General features: G+C 42.5%; 23 protein-coding genes, 1 tRNA gene and 2 pseudogenes. 9 read left to right on the top strand and 17 right to left on the bottom strand.

The features are described 5' to 3' along the window. Positions 1-35: 35 nt before the first annotated feature. Positions 36-926 carry a type II methionyl aminopeptidase gene (gene map / locus OCC_RS08085; RefSeq protein WP_004068505.1) on the top strand — a complete coding sequence of 297 codons (891 nt, stop codon included), beginning with the start codon at positions 36-38 and terminating at the stop codon, positions 924-926. Between the two features lie 97 nt (positions 927-1,023). On the opposite strand, the gene OCC_RS08080 is transcribed toward map, so the two are convergent. After that, a tRNA-Ser gene (locus OCC_RS08080) sits at positions 1,024-1,110 on the bottom strand. A gap of 326 nt (positions 1,111-1,436) precedes the next feature. On the opposite strand from OCC_RS08080, the gene OCC_RS13025 reads away from it, so the two are divergent. Next, positions 1,437-1,565 (top strand): hypothetical protein, encoded by a 129-nt coding sequence (locus OCC_RS13025; protein ID WP_020953757.1) that lies wholly within the window; start codon positions 1,437-1,439, stop codon positions 1,563-1,565. Between the two features lie 262 nt (positions 1,566-1,827). Next, positions 1,828-2,109, top strand: a complete 282-nt coding sequence (locus OCC_RS08075) for a hypothetical protein (RefSeq protein WP_020953756.1) — start codon at positions 1,828-1,830, stop codon at positions 2,107-2,109. Positions 2,110-2,439: 330 nt separating this feature from the next. On the opposite strand, the gene OCC_RS08070 is transcribed toward OCC_RS08075, so the two are convergent. The 6 genes and pseudogenes from OCC_RS08070 to OCC_RS08045 form a co-directional block, all read right to left on the bottom strand. Next, positions 2,440-3,645, bottom strand: coding sequence for an iron-containing alcohol dehydrogenase (locus OCC_RS08070; protein WP_020953755.1), 1,206 nt, complete (start codon positions 3,643-3,645; stop codon positions 2,440-2,442). Positions 3,646-3,679: 34 nt separating this feature from the next. Further along, complete coding sequence (gene dapA, locus OCC_RS08065; protein WP_004069611.1) at positions 3,680-4,567, bottom strand: 4-hydroxy-tetrahydrodipicolinate synthase; 888 nt, start codon at positions 4,565-4,567, stop codon at positions 3,680-3,682. Between the two features lie 5 nt (positions 4,568-4,572). Further along, positions 4,573-5,547, bottom strand: a complete 975-nt coding sequence (locus OCC_RS08060; protein ID WP_004069612.1) for a sugar kinase — start codon at positions 5,545-5,547, stop codon at positions 4,573-4,575. Next, a complete protein-coding gene (locus tag OCC_RS08055; protein ID WP_004069614.1) occupies positions 5,544-7,025 on the bottom strand; it encodes a tripartite tricarboxylate transporter permease in 1,482 nt (493 codons plus the stop codon). The genes OCC_RS08060 and OCC_RS08055 overlap by 4 nt, the downstream gene beginning before the upstream one ends. Further along, positions 7,022-7,528, bottom strand: a complete 507-nt coding sequence (locus OCC_RS08050; RefSeq protein ID WP_004069615.1) for a tripartite tricarboxylate transporter TctB family protein — start codon at positions 7,526-7,528, stop codon at positions 7,022-7,024. The genes OCC_RS08055 and OCC_RS08050 overlap by 4 nt, the downstream gene beginning before the upstream one ends. A 32-nt stretch (positions 7,529-7,560) precedes the next feature. Then, positions 7,561-8,381 (bottom strand): annotated as a pseudogene (locus OCC_RS08045) (tripartite tricarboxylate transporter substrate binding protein). Between the two features lie 523 nt (positions 8,382-8,904). Between OCC_RS08045 and OCC_RS08040 the strand changes: the two are divergent. The 3 genes from OCC_RS08040 to OCC_RS08030 are packed head-to-tail and all read left to right on the top strand — an operon-like array spanning position 8,905 to position 10,770. Continuing rightward, entirely contained in the window at positions 8,905-10,083 is a 1,179-nt protein-coding gene (locus OCC_RS08040; protein ID WP_004069622.1) for a pyridoxal phosphate-dependent aminotransferase, read from the top strand. After that, on the top strand, positions 10,067-10,540 hold the full coding sequence (locus tag OCC_RS08035) for an Lrp/AsnC family transcriptional regulator (protein WP_004069624.1): 474 nt from the start codon (positions 10,067-10,069) through the stop codon (positions 10,538-10,540). Before OCC_RS08040 ends, OCC_RS08035 begins: the two co-directional genes overlap by 17 nt. Next, entirely contained in the window at positions 10,522-10,770 is a 249-nt protein-coding gene (locus OCC_RS08030; protein WP_020953753.1) for an Lrp/AsnC ligand binding domain-containing protein, read from the top strand. The genes OCC_RS08035 and OCC_RS08030 overlap by 19 nt, the downstream gene beginning before the upstream one ends. 3 nt (positions 10,771-10,773) lie before the next feature. Here OCC_RS08030 and hypE read toward each other — a convergent pair whose 3' ends face one another. After that, positions 10,774-11,784 (bottom strand): hydrogenase expression/formation protein HypE, encoded by a 1,011-nt coding sequence (hypE, locus tag OCC_RS08025; protein WP_004069629.1) that lies wholly within the window; start codon positions 11,782-11,784, stop codon positions 10,774-10,776. A 160-nt stretch (positions 11,785-11,944) separates the two neighbouring features. Between hypE and OCC_RS08020 the strand changes: the two are divergent. Beyond that, a pseudogene (locus tag OCC_RS08020) lies at positions 11,945-13,238 on the top strand (RNA-guided endonuclease InsQ/TnpB family protein). 63 nt (positions 13,239-13,301) lie between these two features. Here OCC_RS08020 and hypF read toward each other — a convergent pair. Further along, positions 13,302-15,614 (bottom strand): carbamoyltransferase HypF, encoded by a 2,313-nt coding sequence (gene hypF / locus OCC_RS08015; RefSeq protein WP_004067587.1) that lies wholly within the window; start codon positions 15,612-15,614, stop codon positions 13,302-13,304. A 252-nt stretch (positions 15,615-15,866) separates the two neighbouring features. Here hypF and OCC_RS13020 point away from each other — a divergent pair, with 252 nt between their 5' ends. After that, entirely contained in the window at positions 15,867-15,989 is a 123-nt protein-coding gene (locus tag OCC_RS13020; RefSeq protein WP_274517769.1) for a hypothetical protein, read from the top strand. 13 nt (positions 15,990-16,002) lie between these two features. Here OCC_RS13020 and OCC_RS08010 read toward each other — a convergent pair whose 3' ends face one another. The 3 genes from OCC_RS08010 to hpkB form a co-directional block, all read right to left on the bottom strand. After that, positions 16,003-16,698, bottom strand: a complete 696-nt coding sequence (locus OCC_RS08010; protein ID WP_004069605.1) for a metallophosphoesterase family protein — start codon at positions 16,696-16,698, stop codon at positions 16,003-16,005. 35 nt (positions 16,699-16,733) lie between these two features. Beyond that, positions 16,734-18,005 carry a TIGR04013 family B12-binding domain/radical SAM domain-containing protein gene (locus OCC_RS08005; RefSeq protein WP_004069604.1) on the bottom strand — a complete coding sequence of 424 codons (1,272 nt, stop codon included), beginning with the start codon at positions 18,003-18,005 and terminating at the stop codon, positions 16,734-16,736. Positions 18,006-18,069: 64 nt separating this feature from the next. Beyond that, positions 18,070-18,273, bottom strand: coding sequence for an archaeal histone HpkB (gene hpkB, locus OCC_RS08000; RefSeq protein ID WP_004069603.1), 204 nt, complete (start codon positions 18,271-18,273; stop codon positions 18,070-18,072). A 409-nt stretch (positions 18,274-18,682) separates the two neighbouring features. Between hpkB and OCC_RS07995 the strand changes: the two genes are divergently transcribed. Continuing rightward, positions 18,683-19,261 (top strand): thymidine kinase, encoded by a 579-nt coding sequence (locus tag OCC_RS07995; RefSeq protein WP_004069600.1) that lies wholly within the window; start codon positions 18,683-18,685, stop codon positions 19,259-19,261. Here OCC_RS07995 and OCC_RS07990 read toward each other — a convergent pair. The 5 genes from OCC_RS07990 to OCC_RS07970 are packed head-to-tail and all read right to left on the bottom strand — an operon-like array spanning position 19,258 to position 23,784. Next, entirely contained in the window at positions 19,258-19,704 is a 447-nt protein-coding gene (locus tag OCC_RS07990; RefSeq protein WP_048874705.1) for an alanyl-tRNA editing protein, read from the bottom strand. The genes OCC_RS07995 and OCC_RS07990 overlap by 4 nt on opposite strands. A gap of 10 nt (positions 19,705-19,714) precedes the next feature. Beyond that, the gene (gene asd / locus OCC_RS07985; protein WP_004069596.1) at positions 19,715-20,698 is read right to left on the bottom strand and encodes an aspartate-semialdehyde dehydrogenase; all 984 of its coding nucleotides are present in this window, start codon (positions 20,696-20,698) and stop codon (positions 19,715-19,717) included. Beyond that, positions 20,698-21,873, bottom strand: coding sequence for a threonine synthase (gene thrC / locus OCC_RS07980; protein WP_004069594.1), 1,176 nt, complete (start codon positions 21,871-21,873; stop codon positions 20,698-20,700). Before thrC ends, asd begins: the two co-directional genes overlap by 1 nt. Continuing rightward, complete coding sequence (locus tag OCC_RS07975; protein ID WP_004069592.1) at positions 21,858-22,745, bottom strand: homoserine kinase; 888 nt, start codon at positions 22,743-22,745, stop codon at positions 21,858-21,860. Before OCC_RS07975 ends, thrC begins: the two co-directional genes overlap by 16 nt. Continuing rightward, a complete protein-coding gene (locus tag OCC_RS07970; RefSeq protein WP_004069590.1) occupies positions 22,696-23,784 on the bottom strand; it encodes an aspartate kinase in 1,089 nt (362 codons plus the stop codon). The genes OCC_RS07975 and OCC_RS07970 overlap by 50 nt, the downstream gene beginning before the upstream one ends. Between the last annotated feature and the right edge of the window lie 92 nt (positions 23,785-23,876).

Genomic DNA, 23,876 nt, shown 5'->3' with positions numbered 1-23,876 from the left:
AAAAACAAAATAGAGAGTGAACTTAGGTGGTAGAAGTGGAAGACAAAATTGAGAATCTCCTCAAAGCAGGTGAAATTGCAAGGAAAGTTAAAGAAGAGGTTTTAAAGCTAATAAAACCTGGAGCATCACTTTATGAGATAGCCGAGTTTGTTGAAAACAGAATAATGGAGCTCGGAGGAAAACCTGCCTTTCCGTGCAATCTTTCAATAAACGAAATTGCCGCTCACTACACCCCCTATACCGGGGATAAGACGGTTCTCCAGAAGGGGGATTACCTAAAAGTTGATCTAGGCGTTCACGTTGATGGCTACATAGCGGATACAGCCTTTACAGTGAGAGTGGGAATGGAAGATGACGAGCTAATTGAGGCTTCAAGGGAAGCCCTTGAAAACGCGATAAACGTTATCAGAGCTGGGGTAAAAATAAACGAAATCGGGAAGGTTATAGAAGAGACCATAAGGGGATACGGCTTCAACCCAATAGTTAATCTCAGCGGGCATGTAATAGAGAGGTATAAGCTCCATACAGGCATTTCAATTCCAAACATTTACAGACCACACGATAACCATGAGCTCAAAGAAGGGGACGTTGTAGCGATAGAGCCCTTTGCAACCACGGGCGCTGGGCAGGTAATAGAGGTGCCTCCTACGCTGATCTACATGTACCTTAGAGACCGACCCGTTAGGTTACCACAGGCAAGAAACCTCTTAAGCTACGTTAAAAAGAACTTCTCCACTTTACCCTTTGCATACCGCTGGGTTCAAAAGCTCATGCCGGATGCACAGCTAAGACTGGCATTAATACAGCTTGAAAAAGCCGGAGCATTGTATGGGTATCCAATCTTAAAGGAAATACGGGGAGGACTTGTGTCCCAGGCAGAACATACCGTAATAGTTGAAAAGGACGGGGCATTGGTAACCACGTAGTTCTGTTATGCTTTTTTCATTACTTTTGTTTAAGAGTGAATTTGTTTCCAGTTTTTTGAAGATGGGAAAGAAGCGAAGTCCAGTTTTTGCTCGGCTATGGCGCCGGGGCGGGGATTTGAACCCCGGCGGGCAAACGCCCAGTGGATCTCGAGTCCACCGCCTTCCCTGGCTAGGCTACCCCGGCGCTCCCAATCACCAATCACAACCACATACAAGCTCGGCTCAAGATTTAAAGCCAACCTAAGGAGGCTTTCCCCAGTTCGGCTCACATTAGCGAACTTTTCCTTAGCAAGTCTCCACACTGTACCATCAATCGTTATCTGGTGTCTCTCACGAAGCCTTCTTGACGCTTCTTTTGAACTACTAACTCCGCTAAACTGCTTTCCCCGTGTACTGACACGGGTGGACATACACACATCACATCAATGGATATTTAATCTTTACGCTTAAAAGGGCGTGTTTATAGTAACTTTTATTAGGGTTTTTGCTGAATTCTTTCAGGTGGTTGCCATGATCCCCAGGTGGGACCACAAACTCAAAGACCCTGAAAGCGTGGCATTCATAATCCTCGACATTTTAGCAGACTTCGAATCAGAAGGAAAACTCAAAAACCTACCAAAATCCAAAAATTCCCAGTAAAAACAATACTACAACCTACCCCTCAGAGACGCCCAACACTACGACAGAAAATTCTTCAGAGTAAACATCCACTACTAACCCTCCACAACTGGGAGAAAAAGCTGAACCTCGAAAAACTGACAAACCACCTCCCTGAAAAAACTCCAGAAATTACCCTACGCCAGCACTCAAGCAGACTCAACCATTATCACAAATAAAAAAGGACAGGATAAAAGTTCAGGCAATAACGAGAATCCTGCCGGGTTTACTGTATCCGGTTGCTGTGAAGATCACGACTTCTGAGAACGAGCTGATTGAACTCCTGCCAGAGGGTTCTGGGAATTTTTATGCTGATGGAGCTTATGATTCGAAGAAGGTTCTGAACACTGTGGTGGAAAAGATTATCGGCCGATTGTTAAGAAGACTAAGAACCCTCCAAGTGGTTTTGGCAGTAAGAAGAGAGACAGTGTGTTTTCTGAAAAAGAGTATGGGCATAGGAATCCTCATGAGGGGTTCTGGGGTGCGTTTACAACGTGGTTTGGCAGTAGGATCCCCTGTTTTCTGAAAAAGACTACTGTAACCCGAATCCTGCTTGGGGTAATGTGTTATGGTCTGAAAATCCTCCTCAGAGTCAAATACTGTTTAAATAACAGGGGGTGAAACTAAACACGCCCGTTGCGACGAAAGGGTTTTAAGGCTGAAACCACTTAGTAAATAATGGTTTCAGACTTCATGTTCCCCTTCTTTTTCTGAAGTAGTGGCAGGGATTTAAACCTGACACCCCACTGCTTATCCTAACAGTATCATCAAATAAGCAGTAGGATGTTAGGTTTAAATCCCTGCCACTACTTCAGAAAAAGAAAAACATAAATGAAGATAAAAACTGAATGGCCTATTAAAGCGCTAGTCTCAAAACTTCCACAATATCTTCTTTGCTTAATGGTGGGATCCCAGGTAATCTCCCTTGGTTATCTCTCCTGACTTCAAGCGTCTTTTCTGCCCAGTCATAGAGCATTTCCTCTGTAATCTCTCCTATTCCCAACTCGGAAAGACGGGTGGGGCATCCAATAGAGCGTAGAAACTCTTCAAATCTGTTAATACCCTCCAATGCAACTTCTAGAGGATCTCTTCCCTCTGAAGAAACCCCAAACACACGTTGGGCAAACTGGGCAAACTTTTGAGGATTATACCTTGCTGCAAATTTCATCCATGCAGGGTTTAACACCGCTAGACCAGCTCCATGTGGCACGTCATAAAGAGCAGAAAGAGTGTGCTCTATCGCATGAACCGGAAATTGTGCATAAGTTCCCACATTTACCCACCCATTAAGTGCTACAATCGATGCCCAATGGATTTGGGTTCTTGCCTCCAAGTCTCTTCCGTTTTCAACTGCTCTAGGTCCATATTCGAGAACCGTGATAACAACTCCTTCTGCGAACCTATCTTGAATAGGTGTTCCTCCTACCCCATTGAAATAACTCTCTGTCACATGGGCTATAATATCTGCAATCCCATAAGCGGTATAGTTTTTTGGAACAGTCACTGTGAGTTCAGGGTCAACAATTGCCACAGTTGGATATATTGCCCCAGACTTCATAGGGGTCTTTATTGGAATTTCACCGTCATCCAAGGTGATTACTGCAGTCCCATTCATTTCTGAACCTGTAGCCGCAAGAGTTGGGACTGCAATTATTGGAAGTGCTTTCTCAGGAGGTTTTGGAGTTCTACCAGCTATTATGAACATATCTCTTGGATTCCCTTCATAAAGAGCTATAGCGGCAATTGCTTTTGAAGCATCTATTACACTACCACCGCCAAGTCCTATTACCATATCGCATTTATTTTCTTTGAGAACTTTTACACCTCTAAGTACCGTTGAAAGCCGTGGATTTGACTCGACTCCTGAGAACTCGACTACCTCAACTCCTGCTTTTTTAAGAACTTCAAGGGCTCTGTCAAATATCCCCGCCTTCTTAACGCTACCTCTTCCTATAACAAGCAATGCTTTCTTTCCGTACTTACTTGCAACTTCTCCAAGTTTTTCTAGGGATCCAACTCCGAAAATTAATCTCGTTGGGTTGTAGTATTCAAACTTCATCATTTTCCCACCTCCGTTATAGACAGATACGAAGGAGTTACAACACCCCCACCTTTCTCAAAGCCCTCTCAAGTTCATGCATTTTCTCTTTATCAGGGAATTCAAGTGGGCTTCTTACCTCTCCAAAGTCTAGGCCACGAAGTTGTAACGCTGCTTTAACTCCTGCAAGATAAGGACATTTCTTCAAAGCCTGTCTTATTTTAAGTACCTTATCTTGAAGTTCTTTTGCTCGGCCAAGGTTTTTCTTTTTGATTTCATGGTAGAGCTCAACAACAATTTCGGGAAAAACATTCGAAACTGCTGAAACTACTCCATCGGCACCCAAGATTAAGTGCGTAAATATAAGAGCATCACTGCCTCCAAACAGCACAAAATCCGACCTTTCCTCTTTAACTAGTGTTATTGCGTTGTATGCCCATATGACATCTTTCGAACTGTCCTTTACACCAACAATATTTGGAATCCCCGCTAGCTTCAACAGTGTGCTCACGTCAATTTTTACTCCTGTTCTCTCTGGAATATAATAAATTATTATCGGGAGTTCAATACTCTCCGCAACCTTTCTGTAATGCTTTATAACGCCATTCTGAGTAAGGGGATAATAGTATGGAGTCACAACGTGTACTGCATCTGCACCAACTTTTTCTGCATATTTGCTAAGTTCTACGGTCTCTTTTGTGCTAGGGCACCCGGTACCAGCTATTACTGGAATTTTACCGTTCACGTGTTCTACAGCAGTCCTTATGACTTCCTTTTTCTCTTCAAACGTTAGGAGAGGCCCTTCACCATTTGTTCCCAAGAGGAACAGTCCGTGAATTCCACCTTTAATCAGAAAGTCTAAATATTCAGTTAGTTTACTTGAATCGACTTCCTCCTCCCGTGTAAAAGGAGTAATGCTGGGAGAGAATATGCCTTCAAACCTCATTTTTATCACCTCAACACATCGTGAGCGTGAGCTTTCTGTGTAATTACAAGTTCGAGCTCATCCTTGGTAACAAACATTATGTCTCCAGGAATTGTATGAGCATAAGCTGCCATTGCAATACCCAGCTCAAGAGCTTTCTGTATGTCTCCGCTGCGGAGATACTCATACACAAAACCCGCGTCAAAGGCATCGCCAGCGCCAATCCTGTCAACAACCTCAAGCTCGTACGGCTCAGCCTTGTAAATCCTATCGTCCTTGAGGGCCATTGCTCCTTCTGAGCCCAAGGTGAGAACAGTAACCTCCGCGTTGTACCTCTCTGCAAGAGTGTGAATCATCTCCTCGTAAGTGCCGTCAACCTTGAGGACGTTTCTTGCATCGTCTTTTGTAACGAGGAGGATGTCAACGTTCTTCAGTATTGGGTCTAAAGCTTTAAATGCTTCTTCTGGTGACCAGAGTTTGGAGCGGTAGTTAACGTCGAAGGAAACTCTTGTGCCGAATTCTTTTGCCTTGCTGATTCCAATCTCCACAGCTTTCTTGCAGTTTTCGCTGAGTGCGACAGTAATTCCGGTAGTGTGGAAGGTGTCATAATCTTTTAGAATCTCCCAATCTACTTCATTTGGATCAATATTCGCTATTGCTGAATTCTTTCTGTCATAGATAACTTGAGTGGGTCTTGGTTTCTTACCAAACTCGATAAAGTATAGTCCAACCCTGTAATCGTTTGTCCAGATTACGTGTGAGACATCCACACCATGTTCTCTGATTTTGTTTGCAATGAATCTTCCGAGAGGGTTGTTTGTTATTTTGCTAATCCAAGCTGCCCTTCCTCCGAGTCTTGCGAAGGCAATGGCAAAGTTTGATTCTGCACCCGCAACTCGCATTTCCAACTCATGGGCTTGCTCAATACGTTCAAAATTCTTTGTTGAAAAGCGTATCATACTTTCCCCAAAAGAAATCACAGATGGAACATCTTTTTTCATACCCCTCTCCCTCCTTTAAGTTTAGACATCAAAATAGGCAATGTCCAAGTAACTAATGTTAGAATTGCCAATCCTAACGCGATAGGTCTTGAAATAAATATCAACGGATCGTTATTTGCCTTAATAAGAGTTGTGATAAAATTAAATTCGACCATTGGCCCCAATATGATTGCTAAAACTACTGATGATAACGGGATTCTAGCTCTTTCCATGAAGTATCCAATTATTCCAAAGATAAACATTATCCATACGTCGAAAATGCTATTATTAACTGCATAAGCTCCCACTACGCTAAATGTCGCTATTATTGGTACTAAGATATTTCGAGGAACCTTTAGAATATTAGTTGATAGTCTTATACCAACGTAACCTACTAATAGCATCATTAAATTGGCAAAGATAAATGCAAGAAATATTCCCGTTGTAAGTGTGCCATACTTTTCAAATAGTGTTGGACCAGGTCTGAGTCCATGAGTAAGTAATGTTCCAAGAGCTATTGCTGTTATGGAATCTCCAGGAATTCCAAAAACAAGCAGAGGTATCCAAGAGCCTGAAATTGCCGCATTATTAGCTGACGTTGATGCGATAACCCCCTCAACAGCCCCCTTTCCATACATCTCTGGATTTTTACTAGTTCTCTTACCCACCCCATATGCGACCCATGCTGCTATATCAGCTCCCGCTCCAGGTAATGCGCCTATAAATGTCCCTATAAGTGCGGAGGTAATAAATACTCTTTTAAATTTCCGTACCTGCTTTAAAACGAAATTAAAAACTCCTGTTTCACTTAAAGTGTTTATTGTGAAACTTTTACTAGAGGCTGAGATTTGTTTTATTAATTCGGGAATAGCAAATAATCCTATCATCACTGGAATAAAACTTATACCATTTAAAAGTTCAGTTCTATGTAAAGTAAATCGAGGATAGCCATATACTGGGTCTATTCCAACGGATGATATTAAAAAGCCCAAAGCTACAGCAATAGTCCCTTTAATGGGGCTTTCAGCTGCAATTACTATTGCCATAGATAAACCCCATAATGCTAACCAAAAATACTCAACAGTTGAAAAGTTAGAAGCAAATTCTGCTAATAAAGAGGATAAGAACATTAACAGTAATGCCCCAATAATACCCCCCATAGAGCTGCATACCAAGTCGATAACCAACGTAGATAATGGGTGTTTTCTAGATAGTTGATATGCATCCAATGTTTGAGCTGCAGAAGCTGGTGTTCCAGGGATTCTTAAAAGTACTGCAGGAATATCCCCTGCAAATATTGCTACTGTACTCAATCCGACTATCATAGCAATACCTGCCAGAGGATCCATAAAGTATGTGAACGGCACTATCAAAGCCGCACCCATTGTTGCTGTTAATCCTGGCATTGCTCCAATAAACAATCCAAGAACCTCTCCAGCGATTAGTGCAAGTAATACGTAAGGATTAAGCAATAATTGAAGTGCTCCTAGAAGATTCATAGCATCCACCTCCACAATATTGGACCAAGCACTGGTTCGGGAAATACCACGTTAAGAATCATTACAAATAACACATGTATAAACAGTACTAATCCAACAGAGATCAACATTGCCCTAACTATAGAAACGCCATAAATTACCTGAAGAACAAGCAAATATACAAGCGCAGTTAGAGTAAAGCCCAAAAGTGGTATTAAACTTATATAGAGCACTGTTAAAAAAATAAACACTATAACATTTTTCATAGTTTGGATATCACCTAGCATTATAAATTTTTCGAAATTCCATTTTTCTATGCCGGTCGGTTTATCTTTTAAAGAACTCTTTAAACTATTTACAACAAGGAGTATACCACAACTAATCAATACAAATGAGAGTATCAACGGAAAAAATGAGGGGCCTGGGTATCCTCCCGAGACAAATAATGGGAGACCCCTAGAGGAGTATAAAAAGAAAAAACTAACAAAAAAGACTGCAATAGCTGTTCCTAGATCTCTGCTCATTGTAATTCCCTCCCGAGTTATACATTGCTTACTCAGCTTGTATAACCTGCAGCTTTAAGTAACTCTCCGACAGCCTTATAATCATTTTCTAAAAACTTAGCAAACTCCTCCGGTGGTAAATACGCCATACCAAAGCCATTCGTCTCCATGAATTCTTTCCATTCAGGAGATTCAAGAATTTCCTTTAGTGCATTGTGAAGAATCTCAACCACATAGTCAGGAGTACCCTTGGGAGCCACAACCCCCTCCAAGTACCATACGACCAATCTATTCCCTTTTCTTTAAGTGTTGGTACATCTGGGAACGCTGAGTATCTCTCGTCAGCCATAACTGCAAGAGCCTTAGCTTTTCCCGCATCTATTAATGACTTAGCTTCTGGCAAACTACATACGACAACATCAACACCTCCAGCTATCAATTCTTGAAGCGCTGGAGCTGCACCTTTGCTTGGTATCCATGGCAATGCACTAGGATCAACTCCCGCTGTTTTGAGCCATCCAATCCTTGCTATATCCCAAACACCAGCACGTGCTGTCCCAGAAGCCTTTAGCTCACCTGGATGCTCTTTAATGTAGTTAGTTAACTCTATTATGTCATTCCAAGGAGCGTCTGCTCTAACTATAACAGCCGCTGCGTCTTTGTTATATAAAATTATGGGTGTAACATCCTGATATGACACCTCAGCTAGCCCCAACCACTTATATGTTGACAATTCCCATGTCGCTATGCCTATTGTATACCCATCCGGAGAAGCTGTAGCCATAGCTAGATGTCCTATTGTACCACCGCCACCAGCTTTATTTTCAACAACAACATTTACTCCTAACTTTTTCTCTAGAAGTGTAGCAAGCATCCTAGCAGTTCTATCAGTTCCTCCACCCGCAGCCCAAGGTACTATTATGGTTATCGGTTTTGTGGGATATTGGGGAGTTGTAGTAGTTGTTTCTTTACTTCCAATACATCCAGCGGCTACTACTGCCAGCCCCACTAAAAACAACAAAGCAAGGCTTAATATCTTCTTTTTCTTTTCGTTCATATTTCGACCCTCCAGTACAGAACCTAGCATATGCACATCGATGTTCATTTTTTAAAAGGTTTAAACTTTTTTAAGGTTTTCTTATAAAATTTAAAAAACATTACAAAATGTTGAACTAGCAAACATCTATATTAAGTGAGACAAAACTCAATGCTTCGTTAATTTAATTGATAAATAATAAAATACAACTCAATACTCATAAAAATTCGGAAAAATCCAATGAGAATAGTCTTGCTTTCATATGGTTTTTAAAATTTTAAAAGGAATTATTAAATATCTTTTCAAAAAACAAAAACATGAAAGCTCAAATGTATGCATAAAAACCATAGGTGAGTAAGATATGAGAACATCCCACAGGGTTAATGCAACCCCTTGTCCCCTTATAAGAGAAATTTCAAAACTAGCCCACACAATTCCAGACATAATACACATGGAAATTGGAGATTTTGGAAAAGAGTTTAAAGAGATGCACAAGGAATTTATTGCCTCTCTCCTAGCCGAAGCTACCAAAGAGGGGTACTTAAACTATACTGAAAACAATGGATTATATGAGTTGAGAAGTGCAATAGCTGATTACTATAAAAAGCAACATAATGTAAAAATTGAGCCAGAAAATGTCGTGGTTACCATCGGCGCTATGGAAGGACTTTTTCTCTCTTTATTACTGATATTAGATGCTGGCGATAAGATCTTATTACCTGACCCGGGATATCCCAACTATACTTCAGAATCAATTTTAGTTGGAGCTGAACCCATATATTACTCCCTTGATAGCAATTTTCATCCAAATATCTCAGACATTGCAACACAAGCAAAAAAATCAAAAGCAATAATACTCAATACTCCTAATAATCCAACGGGTGCTGTGTATCCAAAAAACGTCCTCAAGGAAATTGCAGAGATAGCTAAGGAAAATAGTTTAGTTGTAATATCAGATGAGACCTATGAAAACATAATTTTTGAAAAAAAGCACCATACCATGTTAAAATTTGATGATATTAGGGATAACCTAATAGTAGTGAACAGCTTTTCGAAATCCGTTGCCATAACCGGATTGAGGTTGGGATTCATAATACTTCCCGATGGGCTTTCAGAAATTACAAGTAAGATACAAGAAAATATAATTGCAAGTCCTCCTGCGATGATTCAAAAAGCTGCAGTAAGTTTACTAGAAAACTACAAGAAAATTACCAGAAAAGTAACACAAAAGCTCAAGAAAAATAAAGACGCACTTCTCAAAAAACTGCACAAACTTCCAAAAATTTCATATGCACCTCCAAAAGGGGGATTTTACCTGTTCTTAAATGTTTCTGAGTACTATTCAAGTTCATACAAATTTGCAATGGATCTCATACGAGCGAAAAGAGTAGCAGTAACTCCAGGCATAGGATTCGGAAAAAATGGAGAAGGATACGTAAGAATCTCGTATTCTTCTTCGTATGAAGAAGTCTTAGAAGGTGCCAAACGGATTGTGGAATTTTTAAAGGAGGGAGGGGATAAACTTGCCCAACAAAATTGACGAAGTAGACTTTACCCTTTTGAGACTGTTAAGAAAAAACTCCAGAATGTCCCTAACAGAAATGGCTAAAGATTTGGGAGTCACGGTCCCGGCGATTAAGTACAGAATACAGAAACTTGAACAAAATGGGATAATAAAGAAATACTCCGCTATTATCGACTACGAGAAGTTGGGGTATGGAATTATAGCGTTTGTAGGAATAAACATTGACCCCATGAAGAGAAAGCAAATTATGGAAAAGATTTTAGAGTTAGACGAGATAATAGAACTGTATGAGATAACTGGCGAGTACGATGTTATGGCAAAAATAGTAACAAAAGATATCCATTCACTAAGAGAATTCTTGACCTTTAAGTTAGGGGGAGTCGAAGGTGTAACTAGGACATATACCATGATAATAGTTAAAGAATTTGACATCGATGATAGGAGGAATAAACAATGGAAAAGCATGAAATAGAAGCCTTGATTTTTTTGAGCGTAAATAAAAACGAATTAGTAAACCTAGACGAGCAGATCTCCAAGATAAGAGAAGTCAAAAAGGCTTATGAGGTTTTAGGCAATTATGACTTAGTGCTTTTTGTTAGTGTCCAAACTAGAACAGACTTGGGCAGAATAATAGATAGAGTTTCAACATTAAGAGGGATAAGGGGAATAGCAACTTTCGTTCTCACGGAAAGAATAAAATAAACTTCAGCAAACCCTCGGCACGGGATCGCCAACGGGTGGCTCCATAAATCTCTTCCCACCTATGCCGGTTTCAAGAAGCACCTTGCCACGGTATTGATCTATTACCTCACCTATAATCGCAGCATCTCTGCCAAGTTTAGTTTTTCTCATAGCTTGAAGAGCCTCCTCCGCGTATTCTCTCGCTACAACCATCACGACCTTTCCTTCATTGGCAACTTCATATGGGCTTATGCCGAGCATGTCACTAGCAGCCCTTACCTCGGGCTTTACTGGGATATCACTCTCCCTCACCAAAATTCCAACGTCGCTCTTTCTTGCTATCTCGTTCAGGGCGTTGCTTAATCCCCCCCTTGTGGGGTCTTTCATTGCGTGAATGTTCTCCCACCCAATTGCTTCAGCGACAGCTTTTACTACTTCCCATACGGGAGAAACGTCACTCTTAAGCTCCGTCTCAAAGGCTATCCCCTCTCTATGGCTCATCAAAGCTATCCCATGATCTCCAACAGTTCCGCTGACCAAAACAATATCTCCCACCTTTGCCCCAGCATCGCTTATCGGCCTTTCAGCAATTCCAATTCCAGCCGTTATAACGAAAATCCCTATCTTATCTTCGACGACTTTGGTGTCCCCAGTAACTATAGGAACTGGAACTTCCTTTGCAGTTTCATCCATTGATTTTAGGATTCTCTCAAAGTCCTCTCCGCTAAACCCTTCTTGGATTATCATAGAGTTTGCAAGCGCTAAAGGCTCTGCCCCCATTACGGCTAAATCATTCACCGTCCCGCTCACAGCCAAGCGGCCTATATCCCCTCCGGGAAAGAAGAGCGGCCTAACTGTATGCCCATCTATGGTAAAAACCAAATGCTTATCTCCGAAGGGAATTGTTGCGGCATCGTCTAAGGCATCTAGCCCTATCCCACCGGCTGATTTCAATGTAAGGTTTTTGAGAATCACATCTCTAATAAATTCCTCCATCAACTCTCCACCGGCTCCGTGTTCAAGCTTTATTCTCATATTCACCACCTGCTTTTTTCTCTAAGGAAACCCCTTTAAAATGTTACTTTTTTCTTTTGAAAGCCTCGCCCTTTAGGGCGGGGATGCAGGGATTGAAAATTAGCCTAAAAACAGGAAAGCAAAACTATTTTAAAGCCTAAAAATAATACCATACCTTAAAATGAAGCGAACAGTAACCCTAAAACTCCAACCCTCAAAGGCCCAAGATAAAACCCTCAAAGAGTTAGCTTTTATCAGCTCGAAAATCTGGAATAGAGTAAACTACCTTCGCAGGCAGGAATTCTTCGATGGAAAACCAATAGACTTTCTCAAAACCGAGAAAATAGTTTATGAAGAGTTCAAATCCGAGATAGGCTCGGCAACAGTCCAGCAAATAGCAAGAAAGAACGCCGAGGCCTGGCGTTCCTTCTTCTCACTCATCAGGAATAAAAGGAACGGAGAACTCCCCAACTGGCTCAAGCCAAAACCCCCAAACTATGTTAAGGACAAAGGCTTAATCGTCCTCAGAAATGACCAATACAAGATTGAAGATAACAAACTAATCCTCAAAGGCCTCGGAAAGTTCAGAAGACTGGAAGTCCAGTTCAAAGGGAGAATACACTTGAAGGGTAAACAGGGAAGATTAGAGATAACTTACGACCCGATAAGGAGGAAATGGTATGCCCACATCAGCATTACAGTCGCAGAGAAGCTGAAGGGCGAAAACTGGGAGAAAATCCCAAGAGAACCGTTAGGAAACCTTTCAGCGGGCATAGACTTAGGCGTGAACAATTTAATGGCCGTCTACGTGGAGAATGGGAGGTTTCTTGGTGAATGGGAGACCGCTCAAGAGCATTGCCTTCTACTGGCAAAAGAGGATTGCCGAGTATCAGTCGAGGCTTAATAAAAGCGGAGCTAAAAAGAGCAGAAAGCTCTCAAGAATGCACGAGAAGGCGAAGCTACAAGCCAGGCATTACATTAACACAGCAGTAAGACAAACCGTTGAAAGGCTTTATCATCTTGGAGTCTCTAGAATTGTGGTAGGCTATCCAAAGGGAATAGCGAGAAACTCTGAAAAGGGTAAAAAGCAGAATTATCTCCTCTCCCACGTCTGGCGGTTTAATTACGTTATTAAACGTCTAAGAGAAGTTGCCGAAGAGTATGGTATTGAGGTTATAATCACGGATGAGGCTTTCACTTCTAAGGTTTGCCCTGTCTGCGGGAAGCCCCACGAAGGGGCGAGGTTTGTTCGTGGATTATTTAAGTGTCCCGCAACGGGGGTTATCTTCAATGCAGACCTCGTTGGAGCGTTTAATATTTTAAAAAAGGCTGTGAAAACGATAACCCCGAGCCTCTCGGCTTTGTCGGGAGGTAGGGGTAATTGGGGGAAGGCCCTCCCAGAGGGGTTGAAAGCCCGTTTTGAATTGGGTTTTAATGAAGCCCCTCGAACCTTCCCGCACTTGGCGAGGGGTTAGCTCGTTGGAACCTTCGCCGTTCACGGCGGGGAGGAGGTCAGTAAGGAGGCAAAAAAGAGGAAATCAAAGTATCAAGTCCTCTTTACTCAGATAACCCTCCAAATAGAGACCTCCAAGGAAAGCCTGGCCGACGTTTGTCCCATTGTCCCCCCTTGGTACTTCGTACGTTGAGTAGAACCTCAGACCATTGCCTTCCACGATTTTTCTTATCGTTTTCACTATGAGTTCGTTGTATGCAACCCCTCCGCTTATGCCAATGTTCTTAACTCCAAACTCCTTCGCCTTCTCAACTGCAACTTCCCCAAAAGCCCGCCCTAGAGCGAGGTGAACTGAATACGCTATATCCGCCGGATTTGCCTTGCTTTCAAGAACCTGTTCAAAGAGCTCCTCAACCTTCAGCTCTTCCCCCTCTATGGGAATGCTAAAGCCCAGATCGTTTTTGCCCTTAAGGGCAATTCCCTCAAGCTTCATTGCGGGTTCTCCTTCGTAGGTTCTCCTATATGCAACGTTGAGCAGAACGGCCATCGCGTCAAGAACCCTACCTGTTGAAGAGGCATAGCCAACGTTTATCTCCCTCGCGAGCTGGTTAAGTATTACGTTGAACTCAACCTTCCCGTATCTGAGGTTTTCAATGGCTTTTGGACAGTGCCTTTCGATTATCTCTTTTACTTCCTCTACCCCATATAGCTTGCTCAAAATCCCCACTAAAGCCCTAAGAGGATAATAGCTCGCCAAATCTCCACCTGGGAGGGAGTAATAACTTATATGGGCCAACCTCTCAACGTCTTCGTAGCTTAAGTATAAAACTTCACCGCCCCATGTGTTTCCGTCGCTTCCATAGCCAACTCCATCCACCGCTATTCCTACTATCTCGTCAAGATTGTTTTCAGCCATAACAGAAGCAATGTGAGCGTAGTGGTGCTGTACTTGGATAAATTCTGCATTTTCATCTTCCGCTATCTCCATTGCTAGTTTTGTGGTGTTGTAAAGCGGGTGAAGGTCAGCAACCACAAGATCAAACCCCTTAACCCTCAGTATTTTCTTGAAGTGGGCTATGGCACTCCTCATGAACTCAAGAACTTCAACCTTTGAAGTGTTTCCTATGTACTGGCTCGGATAAACCCTCGAACCCTTTACCATTCCAAAAGCATTCATGAGCTCTGCCCCAACTGCCAAGCCCGAATACTCAAAAGGTATATCTATTGGCAATGGAACAAACCCTCTGCTCCTTCTTATTACAGCTCTTTTTCCATCAACAAACCTGATAACGCTGTCATCCGTTCTGTTGAGAATTTTCCTGTTGTGCAGCAAGAAGTAATCGGCTAAGTCCTTAAGCTCTTCAAAGGCTCTATCGTTGTCTATTACCATTGGCATCCCCGGGTAATTAGCGGAGGTCATGACGTAAACAGGGCTCTTAGAATAGTGGAAGAGTATGTAGTGGGTTCCAGCATAGGGGAGCATGACACCTATAGTGGGCAAGCCCGGAGCTAGAGCCTCTGGCAGTGGGAATGGTTCCTTCTTCCTTAAAGCCAGTATTGGCTTCCTGTAGCTTGTGAGTTCTTCCCTCTCTACATCACTAACTATTGCAAAGCTCTCTACTGTTTCTAGGTCTTTAGCCATTATTGCGAAGGGCTGCTGAGGTCTTAGAATTCTCTTCCTGAGCTCCTTCACAACTTCTTCATTGGTAGCGTCGCAGGCTATGTGAATTCCACCTATGCCTTTTATTGCCACTATGTAGCCCTTGTCGATAAGCTTTGCAGCCTTCTTTAGCGGATCTCCCGTTATTTCTTTTCCATCGTTCGTGTAGAGCCTGTAGCTCGGTCCACATACAGGGCAGCAAACCGGTTCCGCGTGATATCTTCTATTTAGAGGATCCCTGTACTCGCTCTCACAATAATCGCACATGTCAAATTCTCTCATTGTTGTGTTTACCCTGTCATAAGGAAGGTCTTCTATTATCGTAAACCTCGGGCCGCAGTTTGTGCACACGATGAAGGGGTACATGTACCTCTTATCCGTGGGATCGAAAAGCTCCCTAAGACAGTCATCGCATATGCTCACGTCTGGAGGAATTATAGAATCCCCACCTTCCCCACCGTTGGAGCTCTTTTCTATGTAAAACCTGTCAAATCCCTGAAACGGGATTTCTTTCACGTTTATCCTCTCAACCCTAGCAAGGGGAGGTGCTTTTTCTCTAAGGTCTCTCAAGAAGGCCTTTACTTTTTCTTCTTTCCCCTCAACCACTATCTCCACTCCGGCATCGCCAAGATTTTTAACGTATCCCCTTAGATCGTGCTCATGAGCAATTCTGTAAACGAAGGGTCTAAAACCGACCCCTTGAACAATTCCCTCAACGTGAATATGATAAGCTCTCACTACCTTCACCTGTTTCAGAATTGGAAAAAAGGAATTTATATCTTTCCAAAACCAAAAGTTAAAAAACTAATGAAGAGTTTTCAACCAAAGGTTTGAAGCTGGGAGTTTTTGGAAAGAGAAATAAAGGGGCTGTTTCGTAAATGGTTAAAATCGTAAAGTTTGTTGAGGTTTGTAGGGCGAAATTTTTAAATATTTTTTGGAGTGTTTTGTAGTGATGGGCAGTCCTCGATACGTGGGGTTTGTCAAGCCCGAATGGGGACTGTAGCTCTGAAGATGTGGGGAGTCTCCGTTCCCCCCGAAAGCCCCACGATGAAGACGGGAGGCTGGAAGGTCAGCCGTAGTGACGTTTACAAACTTTATGCAAGTTACGGCTGACCAGAACGGTTCATCAATACCCCTCATAAAGCCTATACGCCAAAAACCTTGGCAGGCCGGCTTCTATTATCTTCCTCGCTGCCGTATCAACGTCATATTCAACCCTTTCAAACACTATCTCATCACTATCCGTATCTATGAATGCATAAGCTGCCCTCCAGTCACCGTCTCTGGGCTGACCAACTCCGCCTGGGTTTATTATTCTCCTCCCTCCAATCTCCTTGAGCATCTGCATGTGTGTATGTCCCACAACAAGGTTCTTTTCTCTGAAATACTTCAAAACCTCGACAAATTCACTATCGGGGAGCCAGGGAAAGAGGTACTCATCCAGAGGTGCCCTCGGAGAGCCGTGGATTATCAAAAAATCTTCCCCATCGGTTCTAAAAAGTTGCCTCACAGGAAGCCTTCGAAGGAATTCGATGTTTTCTCCGCTCATCACTCTTTCATGCCATCTTATTGCTTCCCTTGCATAGGGATTAAAGCCCCAAGTAATCCCAAAGGCAACGGCATTATCGTGGTTGCCCCTCACGCAGAGAATTTCCCTCTTTTCCATTTCCTCTCTAAAAAATTCTACGACCTCGTTGGGATTTGCCCCATAACCTACTAAATCACCCATGCAGAATACCACATCGGCTTTCTTCACACTTTTCCACACAGCCTCCAAGGCTTCGAGGTTTGAGTGGATGTCACTTATGAGGGCTATCAGCATGTTATCTATTACACATCAAAGATTAAATCCTTTTCTCAGCAGACTTCATTAACCCTTCCAAAATAGCTTGGGCCTTCTTCGTAGAATTCCTCTATAAGCCTCTGGAGCCTCTTTGAGAGTTCTATCTGAACTCCCCAGGAACCCTCAATGTAGCCCTTAGCCGCCATCCTGCCAAGAAACTTCTTCATCTCATCGCTAAGTGGTGAAGGCTTGCATCTTGCCCACGGAGTTCCCGGCAAAGGCATAAAATAATGGGCCCTAACCTTTCCGCCTTTGCGCATTATCCACTTCATGAACTCTATACTCTTTCTCTGGCTTTCTTCATTTTCGTTTGGCAAGCCAACTATGAAGTCAACAACAGGCTCTATCCCATATTCGAGCATATACTCAACCGCTTGCCTTACATGTTCCGTTGTGTGCAAGCGGTGCATGGCCTTAAGCATCTCATCGTCGCCGCTTTGAGCACCTATTGCCAGTCTTCTGTTGTCAGCATATTTCAAGAGAAGCTCAAGTGTTTCAGGCTTAACGAACTCTGGCCGTACTTCACTCGGAAAAGTACCGTAGAAAAGTCTCCTCCCCTCTTCCCTTAGGGGTTGAAGAGCTTTTAAAAGGGCTTCAAGCTTGTCGAGTCTTAATATTGCTCCCGGACTGCCATAGGCGAAGGCGTTTGGGGTTATGTAGCGCATGTCCTTCATTCTTCTTGAATATTTCACGATCTGATCTATCGGCCTGTGCCTCATACGAAAGCCCTTTGCATAGGGGGTTTGGCAGTAGTAGCAGCCAAAAGGACAGCCGCGGCTTATTTCTATGGGCGCTATCAGATAAGAGCTTTCCGCAAAAGGAGGAAACTTAGTAAAGTCTTCAACCTTCGCAAAACCCGTAAAGACGAATTCACCGTTGAGGTAAAACAAAAGCCCCTTAATCTCCATGAGTTCCCTTGTTATTTTAAAGTTGCTCTTTTTAAGGGCTGTTAAAAGCTGGAATATAACCTCTTCCCCTTCTCCTACAGCGGCTATATCAAACCCCATCCTTAAGGTATGCCTCGGCATTGCGGTTGCATGATAGCCCCCAGCCACTAATAAGGCGTTGGTCTTTTCCTTTAGGACGTTTACTTCTTTCTCAACTTCCCAGATCTCCTCGGTGAGGAAGGAGTAGAGAACCACTCTAGGCTTTGCCCTCAAAATCTCGCTAAAATCCTTTGTTATTAAAAGCTCACCGATATTAAAGCCTTGAGACTCAAGTGCGCCCAAAAGATGCACAAAAGCGTTGTGATTTCGCCTTGTCATTCTGATAGCTATCTCATGCATGGTATAAAGTCAGAAGTAGATTTTTAAATGTTTACCAAAAAAGAACAAAAGAAGGGAAAGGCCATCAGGCCTTAATTGCAAGCTTAATGTCTTCGGCCTTAACGGTCTTTCTTCCAGCGTGCTTTGCAAGGTCTACTGCCTTCTTGGCGATCTCCATAGCCTTCTCCTCAAGGTGCTCGGCGAGGACCTTTGCTGCTTCCTCACTAACTCTTGGAGCACCTGCCTTTCTAATCAATCTGTCAACTGGGGCAATTGGCAACTCAGCCATTTCCCACACCTCCTAAAGTTGTCTAAATTGGTATTTGCATTTTATTTTATGAAAGAAGTTATATATAAACCTTTCGGAAAAGAACCTCTTTGAGAGCAAGAGGGGATGAGTGGTCTTATAACAAGGCATAAGCCAGACATCTCACGGGCACTTATCGAGAGTATGAAATTCTAAGGGGCATAATTTCCACAGTTTAAAAATAAAGGAATCCCCACAGTTGCTGATTTTATTTATGTTTATCAAAAGATATGAAGTCAAAGAGCAACCTAAAGGTTTTGTAATTTTTTCCATCTTATTTTTAAATGCCATGTTATTTACAGCAAAAACCCTGCGAGTGATTGTTTAAAATCCAAAAATCTCAAGGAAAGAACTTTTTAGATGAGGGAGCAAAAGACAAAAGGTGATAATCATGCATCCAGAGGGGTTCTTGGAGGTCATTACCGGACCAATGTTCGCAGGAAAGACAAGTGAACTGATAAAAAGGATAGAAAGGCAGATTTTTGCGAAAAGAAAGGCGGCTCTTTTCAAACCGTCAATAGACAACCGCTACAGCGAAGATAAAGTAGTTGCTCACAACGGATTAAGCTATGAAGCCTTCGTAGTGCCTACAACAGAGGAAGGTGTGAGGACTATATACCAAAAAACCAAGGAGGAGGATTTTGAAGTTATAGGCATCGATGAGGTCCAGTTCTTTCCGATGTCGATCGTTGAAATCCTAAACAAGCTCGCCGATGAAGGCGTTTACGTTATAGCCAGCGGTCTGAATTTAGATTTTAAGGGAGAACCCTTTGAAGTAACCAAGGAATTATTAGCGCTAGCAGACAACATTGTCTATCTAACGGCCATATGCAGCGTCTGCGGAAGGGAAGCCACAAGGACGCAGAGGCTCATAAATGGAAAACCCGCCCCAAGAGACTCCCCCAGGATACTTGTGGGTGGAATAGAAGCTTATGAAGCCCGGTGCAGGAGACACCACATAGTGCCTTAAAGGACATCAAAGCTTATCTCCAAAAGTTCCTTAGCCTTCCTAAACCTGACTTTCCTAATTTTTATCTTCCCAATTTCTCCCGTTGTCTTCGTGTGCTCCTTATTGCATGCGTTAACGTTCCAGTCTTCAATAACCACAATTCTAAGGGTTCTAACTTCCTCTGGAATTGGAAAGAGGTCATACATATCTTCGCCAAACCTCTTCTCCGCTTCTTCCCTTGGGAGCTCGTAGATGTGTATCGGAACGTTTTCTTTGATTTTTTCATTTGCAAGCCTTTCTATTTCCCTAATTTCCCCCTCAGCTGGTTTTCTGTTGAACTTAACAGTTAGCCTTCCATGATTTCCACTAACGTAGACGCTTGCCGTCCATTTAGCCTCTTCTCCCAAAACTTTAACAACGGCCCCTTTGAGGACATGCAAAGCTGTATGAGTTTTGACCTCCATATCAACACTATCAAATGACCTTCTTCCTGTAAGTGAGCTCGGCATTTAAGATCGAACCTCCAGCAGCGCCTCTAACAAGATTATGTCCTAAGATAACATATTTAAACATTTTTTCATTAATTTTCCCCAGTTTTCCAACTGTAACACTCATTCCCTTGCCTAATTCCCTGTGGAGCTTTGGCTGAGGGATTTCTTTATACACAATTGGCTTTGCATACGAAGGAAGCTTAAGGTCTCTTAATGGGTCAAAGGATTCAAAAGCTCTTCTAAGTTCTTCAACGGTTGTGTCTTGGCCAAGCTCGACAAAAACCGCTTCTGTATGACCGTGAGATACTGGAACCCTTGTTGTAACAGCGGATATTTCAAAATCAAGACCGAGGATTTTTCTTGATTCGTTCTCGATTTTCCACTCCTCTTTTCCAATGTATGGAATTACGTTATCAAAGATCTGCAGAGCTGATAAACCTTTAAACCCTGCCCCGCTTATTGCTTGCATTGTTACCACATTCACTTTTTTGAGCTCAAATTCTGAAAGAACCTTAAGCGAGAGCACCAGTATTGCAGTTGAGCAATTGGGGTTTGTGACTATAAACCCCTCCCAGCCCCTTTGCTCTTGTTGAACTTCAATAAGCTTTAGCTGATCTCCATTGACTTCTGGAACTATAATAGGTACATCCTCTTCATATCTATGGGATGAGGCGTTGCTAAACACAGGGGTCTTCTCAGCTAGCTTTTCTTCAACTTCACCCGCTATTGAAGATGGAAGGGCTGAAAAAACCAAATCCACATCTGGATCCTTTAAGAAATCTCCCAACCCCTCCACTTCCATCTCTCCAATATCACCACTAGGCCACTCTGCAATATCTTTGTATTTCTTTCCCTTTGATCTTTCTGAAGCTACTAAGCGCTCTATTTTAAACCAAGGGTGATTCTCTAAGAGTCTCACAAACATCTGGCCAACTAATCCTGTAGCCCCCAAAATCGCAACATCCATTAAAGAACCTCCTTAAAGGCACTCAACGTTGGTTCTATAGGCTCTGACAAGGAAAAGTTTTCAATTATTATGTTTGGGTCTTTCAGCCCATGTCCTGTTGTAATTAAAACATAGCTCTCATCTGAATTAATCAGGTCAAGCTCTTTCAACTTAACTAACCCAGCCAAGGAAGATGCCGATGCCGGTTCAACGAAAATTCCTTCTTTTGATGCGAGAAGTTTTTGGGCCCTAAGAATCTCCTCATCACTAACACTCTCAAAGAATCCCTTTGACTCTTCAGCAGCAAGCCAGGCCTTTCTCCAATTAGCAGGATTCCCAATCCTTATTGCTGTAGCCACTGTATCTGGCTTTTCTTCGGGCTTAAATTCCTTTTTCTCTTTCCAAGCTTTTGCCAAGGGTGATGCTCCTTCAGCTTGGATTCCAATCATCCTTGGCAATTCATCGATAAATCCTGCTTGGAATAATTCTTTAAAGCCTTTCCAGATGGCTGAAATGTTACCAGCGTTTCCTACGGGTAGGATTATATTGTCTGGAACAAACCCCAGCTGATCAAAAATCTCAAAAGCTATAGTCTTTTGGCCTTCTAACCGGAAGGGATTTATTGAGTTAAGCATGTAAACTCCAAGTTCTCTACTGGCCTTAACAACAACTCTCAAAGCATCATCAAAGTTCCCTTTAACCGGAACAACTTTTGCACCATATACTATCGCTTGGGCCAGTTTTCCCAGTGCAATTTTTCCACTTGGAACAAGGACGTAACTTTTTATCCCCGCTTTTGCTGAATAAGCGGCTAAAGAAGCCGAAGTGTTGCCCGTTGAGGCGCAAATGACTTTATCCATGCCAAGTTCCAAAGCTTTGCTAACACCCACGGTCATTCCCCTATCCTTAAAAGAGCCTGTTGGATTTGCACCTTCATTTTTGACGTAAAGTTCTACTATTCCCAGCTCTTTTTGAAGATTTTCCAGACGATACAGAGGTGTTCCCCCTTCATTGAGAGAAACTCTCCTTTCAACAGGAATAAAACTCTCATACTTCCACAATGTTATGTTCCTCCCATCAAAGACGTTTTCAACTTTGCCCAAATCAATGACTACCTCCAGCAGACCTCCGCAGTCACATCTATACCTAACTTCATTTTCTCCATACTCTTTTCCACATTCTATACACCTGAGCATTTTGCCCCACCTCCCACTTTTGTTATAAAATACTCTGCCCTAATCCCTTCACTCTCAAAGGCCTCAACCATTGACTTTCCAATGTTGCGCAAATCTTCTCCCAAAGCAAACATGGCCGGTCCAGAACCGGATAAAGAAACCCCATAAGCTCCACTCTCCAAAGCTGCTTTTCTGACTTTATCAAACCAAGGTATGAGGGGCTTTCTGTATGGAATAACCAAATAGTCATCCAGGAGCCTTCCAACTGTCTCCAAATCTCCCTCCTTCAGTGCTGAAATCAAAGCACTTGCTAGGGCCAAGTTCTTAACAGCGTCACCTAGCGGAATATCTCTTGGTAAAACAGATCTTGCTTTCCTTGTGCTAACCTCAACCTCTGGAAGAACCACGACGAGTTCAAAGTCAACATCAAGCTTAAACACCTCAAGATAGTGTAGAGATTTTAAAATTGTAAAGCCACCAAACAGAGCTGGAACCACGTTATCCCCATGGGCACTACCAGATGCTGCTTTTTCTCCCTCAAGAGCAGCTTTTATTATGAGATTCTTATCTCGAACCCCAAGGACATTTGCCACAGCCAGTGCCCCGCCTATAGCTGAAGCCCCAGAGCTTCCAAGCCCGCTTTTAGGCCTTATTCTCTTTTTTAATTTCATGTTAAATCCCACTTCCACATTGAGCATCTTTAAGAGAGCAAGGGCAGATATTGAAGCAACGTTCTTCTCAGGATCACTTGGCACATCAAATCCTTCAACCTCTAATGTTACCTCATCACTTTCTTTGAAGACTATTACATCCACAGGCTTGGCAAGACATAAACCAAAGACATCAAATCCCGGCCCAAAGTTCGCTATTGTTGCTGGAGCTAGAACTTTCACCAAAAATCACCTCATGAACTTCATTCAAAACATCCTCAAGCTCAGCCTTACCAACCATAAAACACGTGTATTCTTCTTTTTGTTCAACAACTGGGTAGGGCACACTACAAGAAGCTCCAATCACTCCAATCTTTGCTTTTTCCCCAATAATCTTGTAGGTAATTAACGGTATTTTAAGGGTAAAATTTGAAACTAGCGTGCCTAATCTCCATTTGTTTGTCCTTCCAAAGATCAATGGGACCCTATTTTTTACAGGCTCGATGGCTCGTTCGTGTAAAGCTTTTAACCCAAGTTTTGAGGCAATTAAAGCTTCATCATATGAGATAAACGGAATAATCCTGACATTTTTGACTATTCTTGGATTAGCCGTATAGATTCCTTTCACGTCACTCATGATCAAAACTGCTCTGGCATTCAAGAGACGCCCTAAAACTGAGGCCGTGTAATCACTTCCTCCTCTCCCAAGTGTTGTCCTAAGGCTATTGAACTTCCCTAGAAATCCTGTCACAACAGGTACCTTGCCCGCTTTTAATAGCTCCTCGAGCATCCAGAGATTATTCTTTGTTTTTTCCAGATTCACTTCAGCATTCCCAAAGTTTCCGTTTGTTTCTACCAAATAGAAGGCATCAATTGGAGCACTCTCTATACCCCTCTCGTTTAGTGTGCTTGAAAAGAGTTTAACTGATAGTCTTTCGCCGAAGGAGAAGACATGATCTGTGTATGCCTTCTTACTTGGGAAAGCTCTTTCATTTTTCAGCACAAACCTAAGTTCCTTAAGTTCCTCCTCGATGTCTATATTGACGCCAAATTTCTCAGCCGTAGCCAAGTGTATGTTCGTAAACTCCTCTAGAAGCTCCGGGCTTTTCCTTTCTGCAAGCTCCAACAAAAGGTCTGTGACTCCTTTAAGTGCGGACAAAACGACAACAACTTCACTTTTTTTCTCCCAGAATTTCTGGACAAGCTCTAAGGCATCTTCAAAAGAGTTCCTAATCGAACTTCCTCCAAATTTAACCACTATTCTGGAGAGTTTGTAAATCACCCATTTTAGCTCACCTTACTCCCAAAAGTTTAGATTACCTATATAGTTTTTTCGAAGAAAAAGTTGCCATTTTGTCAAAATTGCACTCAGTC

The sequence above is a fragment of the Thermococcus litoralis DSM 5473 genome (assembly GCF_000246985.2).
Taxonomy (GTDB): domain Archaea; phylum Methanobacteriota_B; class Thermococci; order Thermococcales; family Thermococcaceae; genus Thermococcus_A; species Thermococcus_A litoralis.
The sequence above is the reverse complement of the archived record's forward strand: the minus strand, read 5'-3'. Positions and strand labels throughout refer to the sequence as shown.

Excerpts from the sequence above, each read along its gene's own strand:
- OCC_RS08060 (WP_004069612.1), bottom strand. The coding sequence starts at position 5,547 with ATGAAAAAAGATGTTCCATCTGTGATTTCTTTTGGGGAAAGTATGATA.
- hpkB (WP_004069603.1), bottom strand. The coding sequence starts at position 18,273 with ATGGCTGAGTTGCCAATTGCCCCAGTTGACAGATTGATTAGAAAGGCA.
- OCC_RS08070 (WP_020953755.1), bottom strand. The coding sequence starts at position 3,645 with ATGATGAAGTTTGAATACTACAACCCAACGAGATTAATTTTCGGAGTT.
- OCC_RS07990 (WP_048874705.1), bottom strand. The coding sequence starts at position 19,704 with ATGGAGGTCAAAACTCATACAGCTTTGCATGTCCTCAAAGGGGCCGTT.
- OCC_RS08005 (WP_004069604.1), bottom strand. The coding sequence starts at position 18,005 with ATGCATGAGATAGCTATCAGAATGACAAGGCGAAATCACAACGCTTTT.
- OCC_RS08040 (WP_004069622.1), top strand. The coding sequence starts at position 8,905 with ATGAGAACATCCCACAGGGTTAATGCAACCCCTTGTCCCCTTATAAGA.
- OCC_RS13025 (WP_020953757.1), top strand. The coding sequence starts at position 1,437 with ATGATCCCCAGGTGGGACCACAAACTCAAAGACCCTGAAAGCGTGGCA.
- OCC_RS08010 (WP_004069605.1), bottom strand. The coding sequence starts at position 16,698 with ATGCTGATAGCCCTCATAAGTGACATCCACTCAAACCTCGAAGCCTTG.
- OCC_RS07995 (WP_004069600.1), top strand. The coding sequence starts at position 18,683 with ATGCATCCAGAGGGGTTCTTGGAGGTCATTACCGGACCAATGTTCGCA.
- OCC_RS13020 (WP_274517769.1), top strand. The coding sequence starts at position 15,867 with ATGGGGACTGTAGCTCTGAAGATGTGGGGAGTCTCCGTTCCCCCCGAA.
- OCC_RS08055 (WP_004069614.1), bottom strand. The coding sequence starts at position 7,025 with ATGAATCTTCTAGGAGCACTTCAATTATTGCTTAATCCTTACGTATTA.
- OCC_RS08030 (WP_020953753.1), top strand. The coding sequence starts at position 10,522 with ATGGAAAAGCATGAAATAGAAGCCTTGATTTTTTTGAGCGTAAATAAA.
- asd (WP_004069596.1), bottom strand. The coding sequence starts at position 20,698 with ATGGATGTTGCGATTTTGGGGGCTACAGGATTAGTTGGCCAGATGTTT.
- OCC_RS08050 (WP_004069615.1), bottom strand. The coding sequence starts at position 7,528 with ATGAGCAGAGATCTAGGAACAGCTATTGCAGTCTTTTTTGTTAGTTTT.
- thrC (WP_004069594.1), bottom strand. The coding sequence starts at position 21,873 with ATGCTCAGGTGTATAGAATGTGGAAAAGAGTATGGAGAAAATGAAGTT.
- dapA (WP_004069611.1), bottom strand. The coding sequence starts at position 4,567 with ATGAGGTTTGAAGGCATATTCTCTCCCAGCATTACTCCTTTTACACGG.
- hypE (WP_004069629.1), bottom strand. The coding sequence starts at position 11,784 with ATGAGAATAAAGCTTGAACACGGAGCCGGTGGAGAGTTGATGGAGGAA.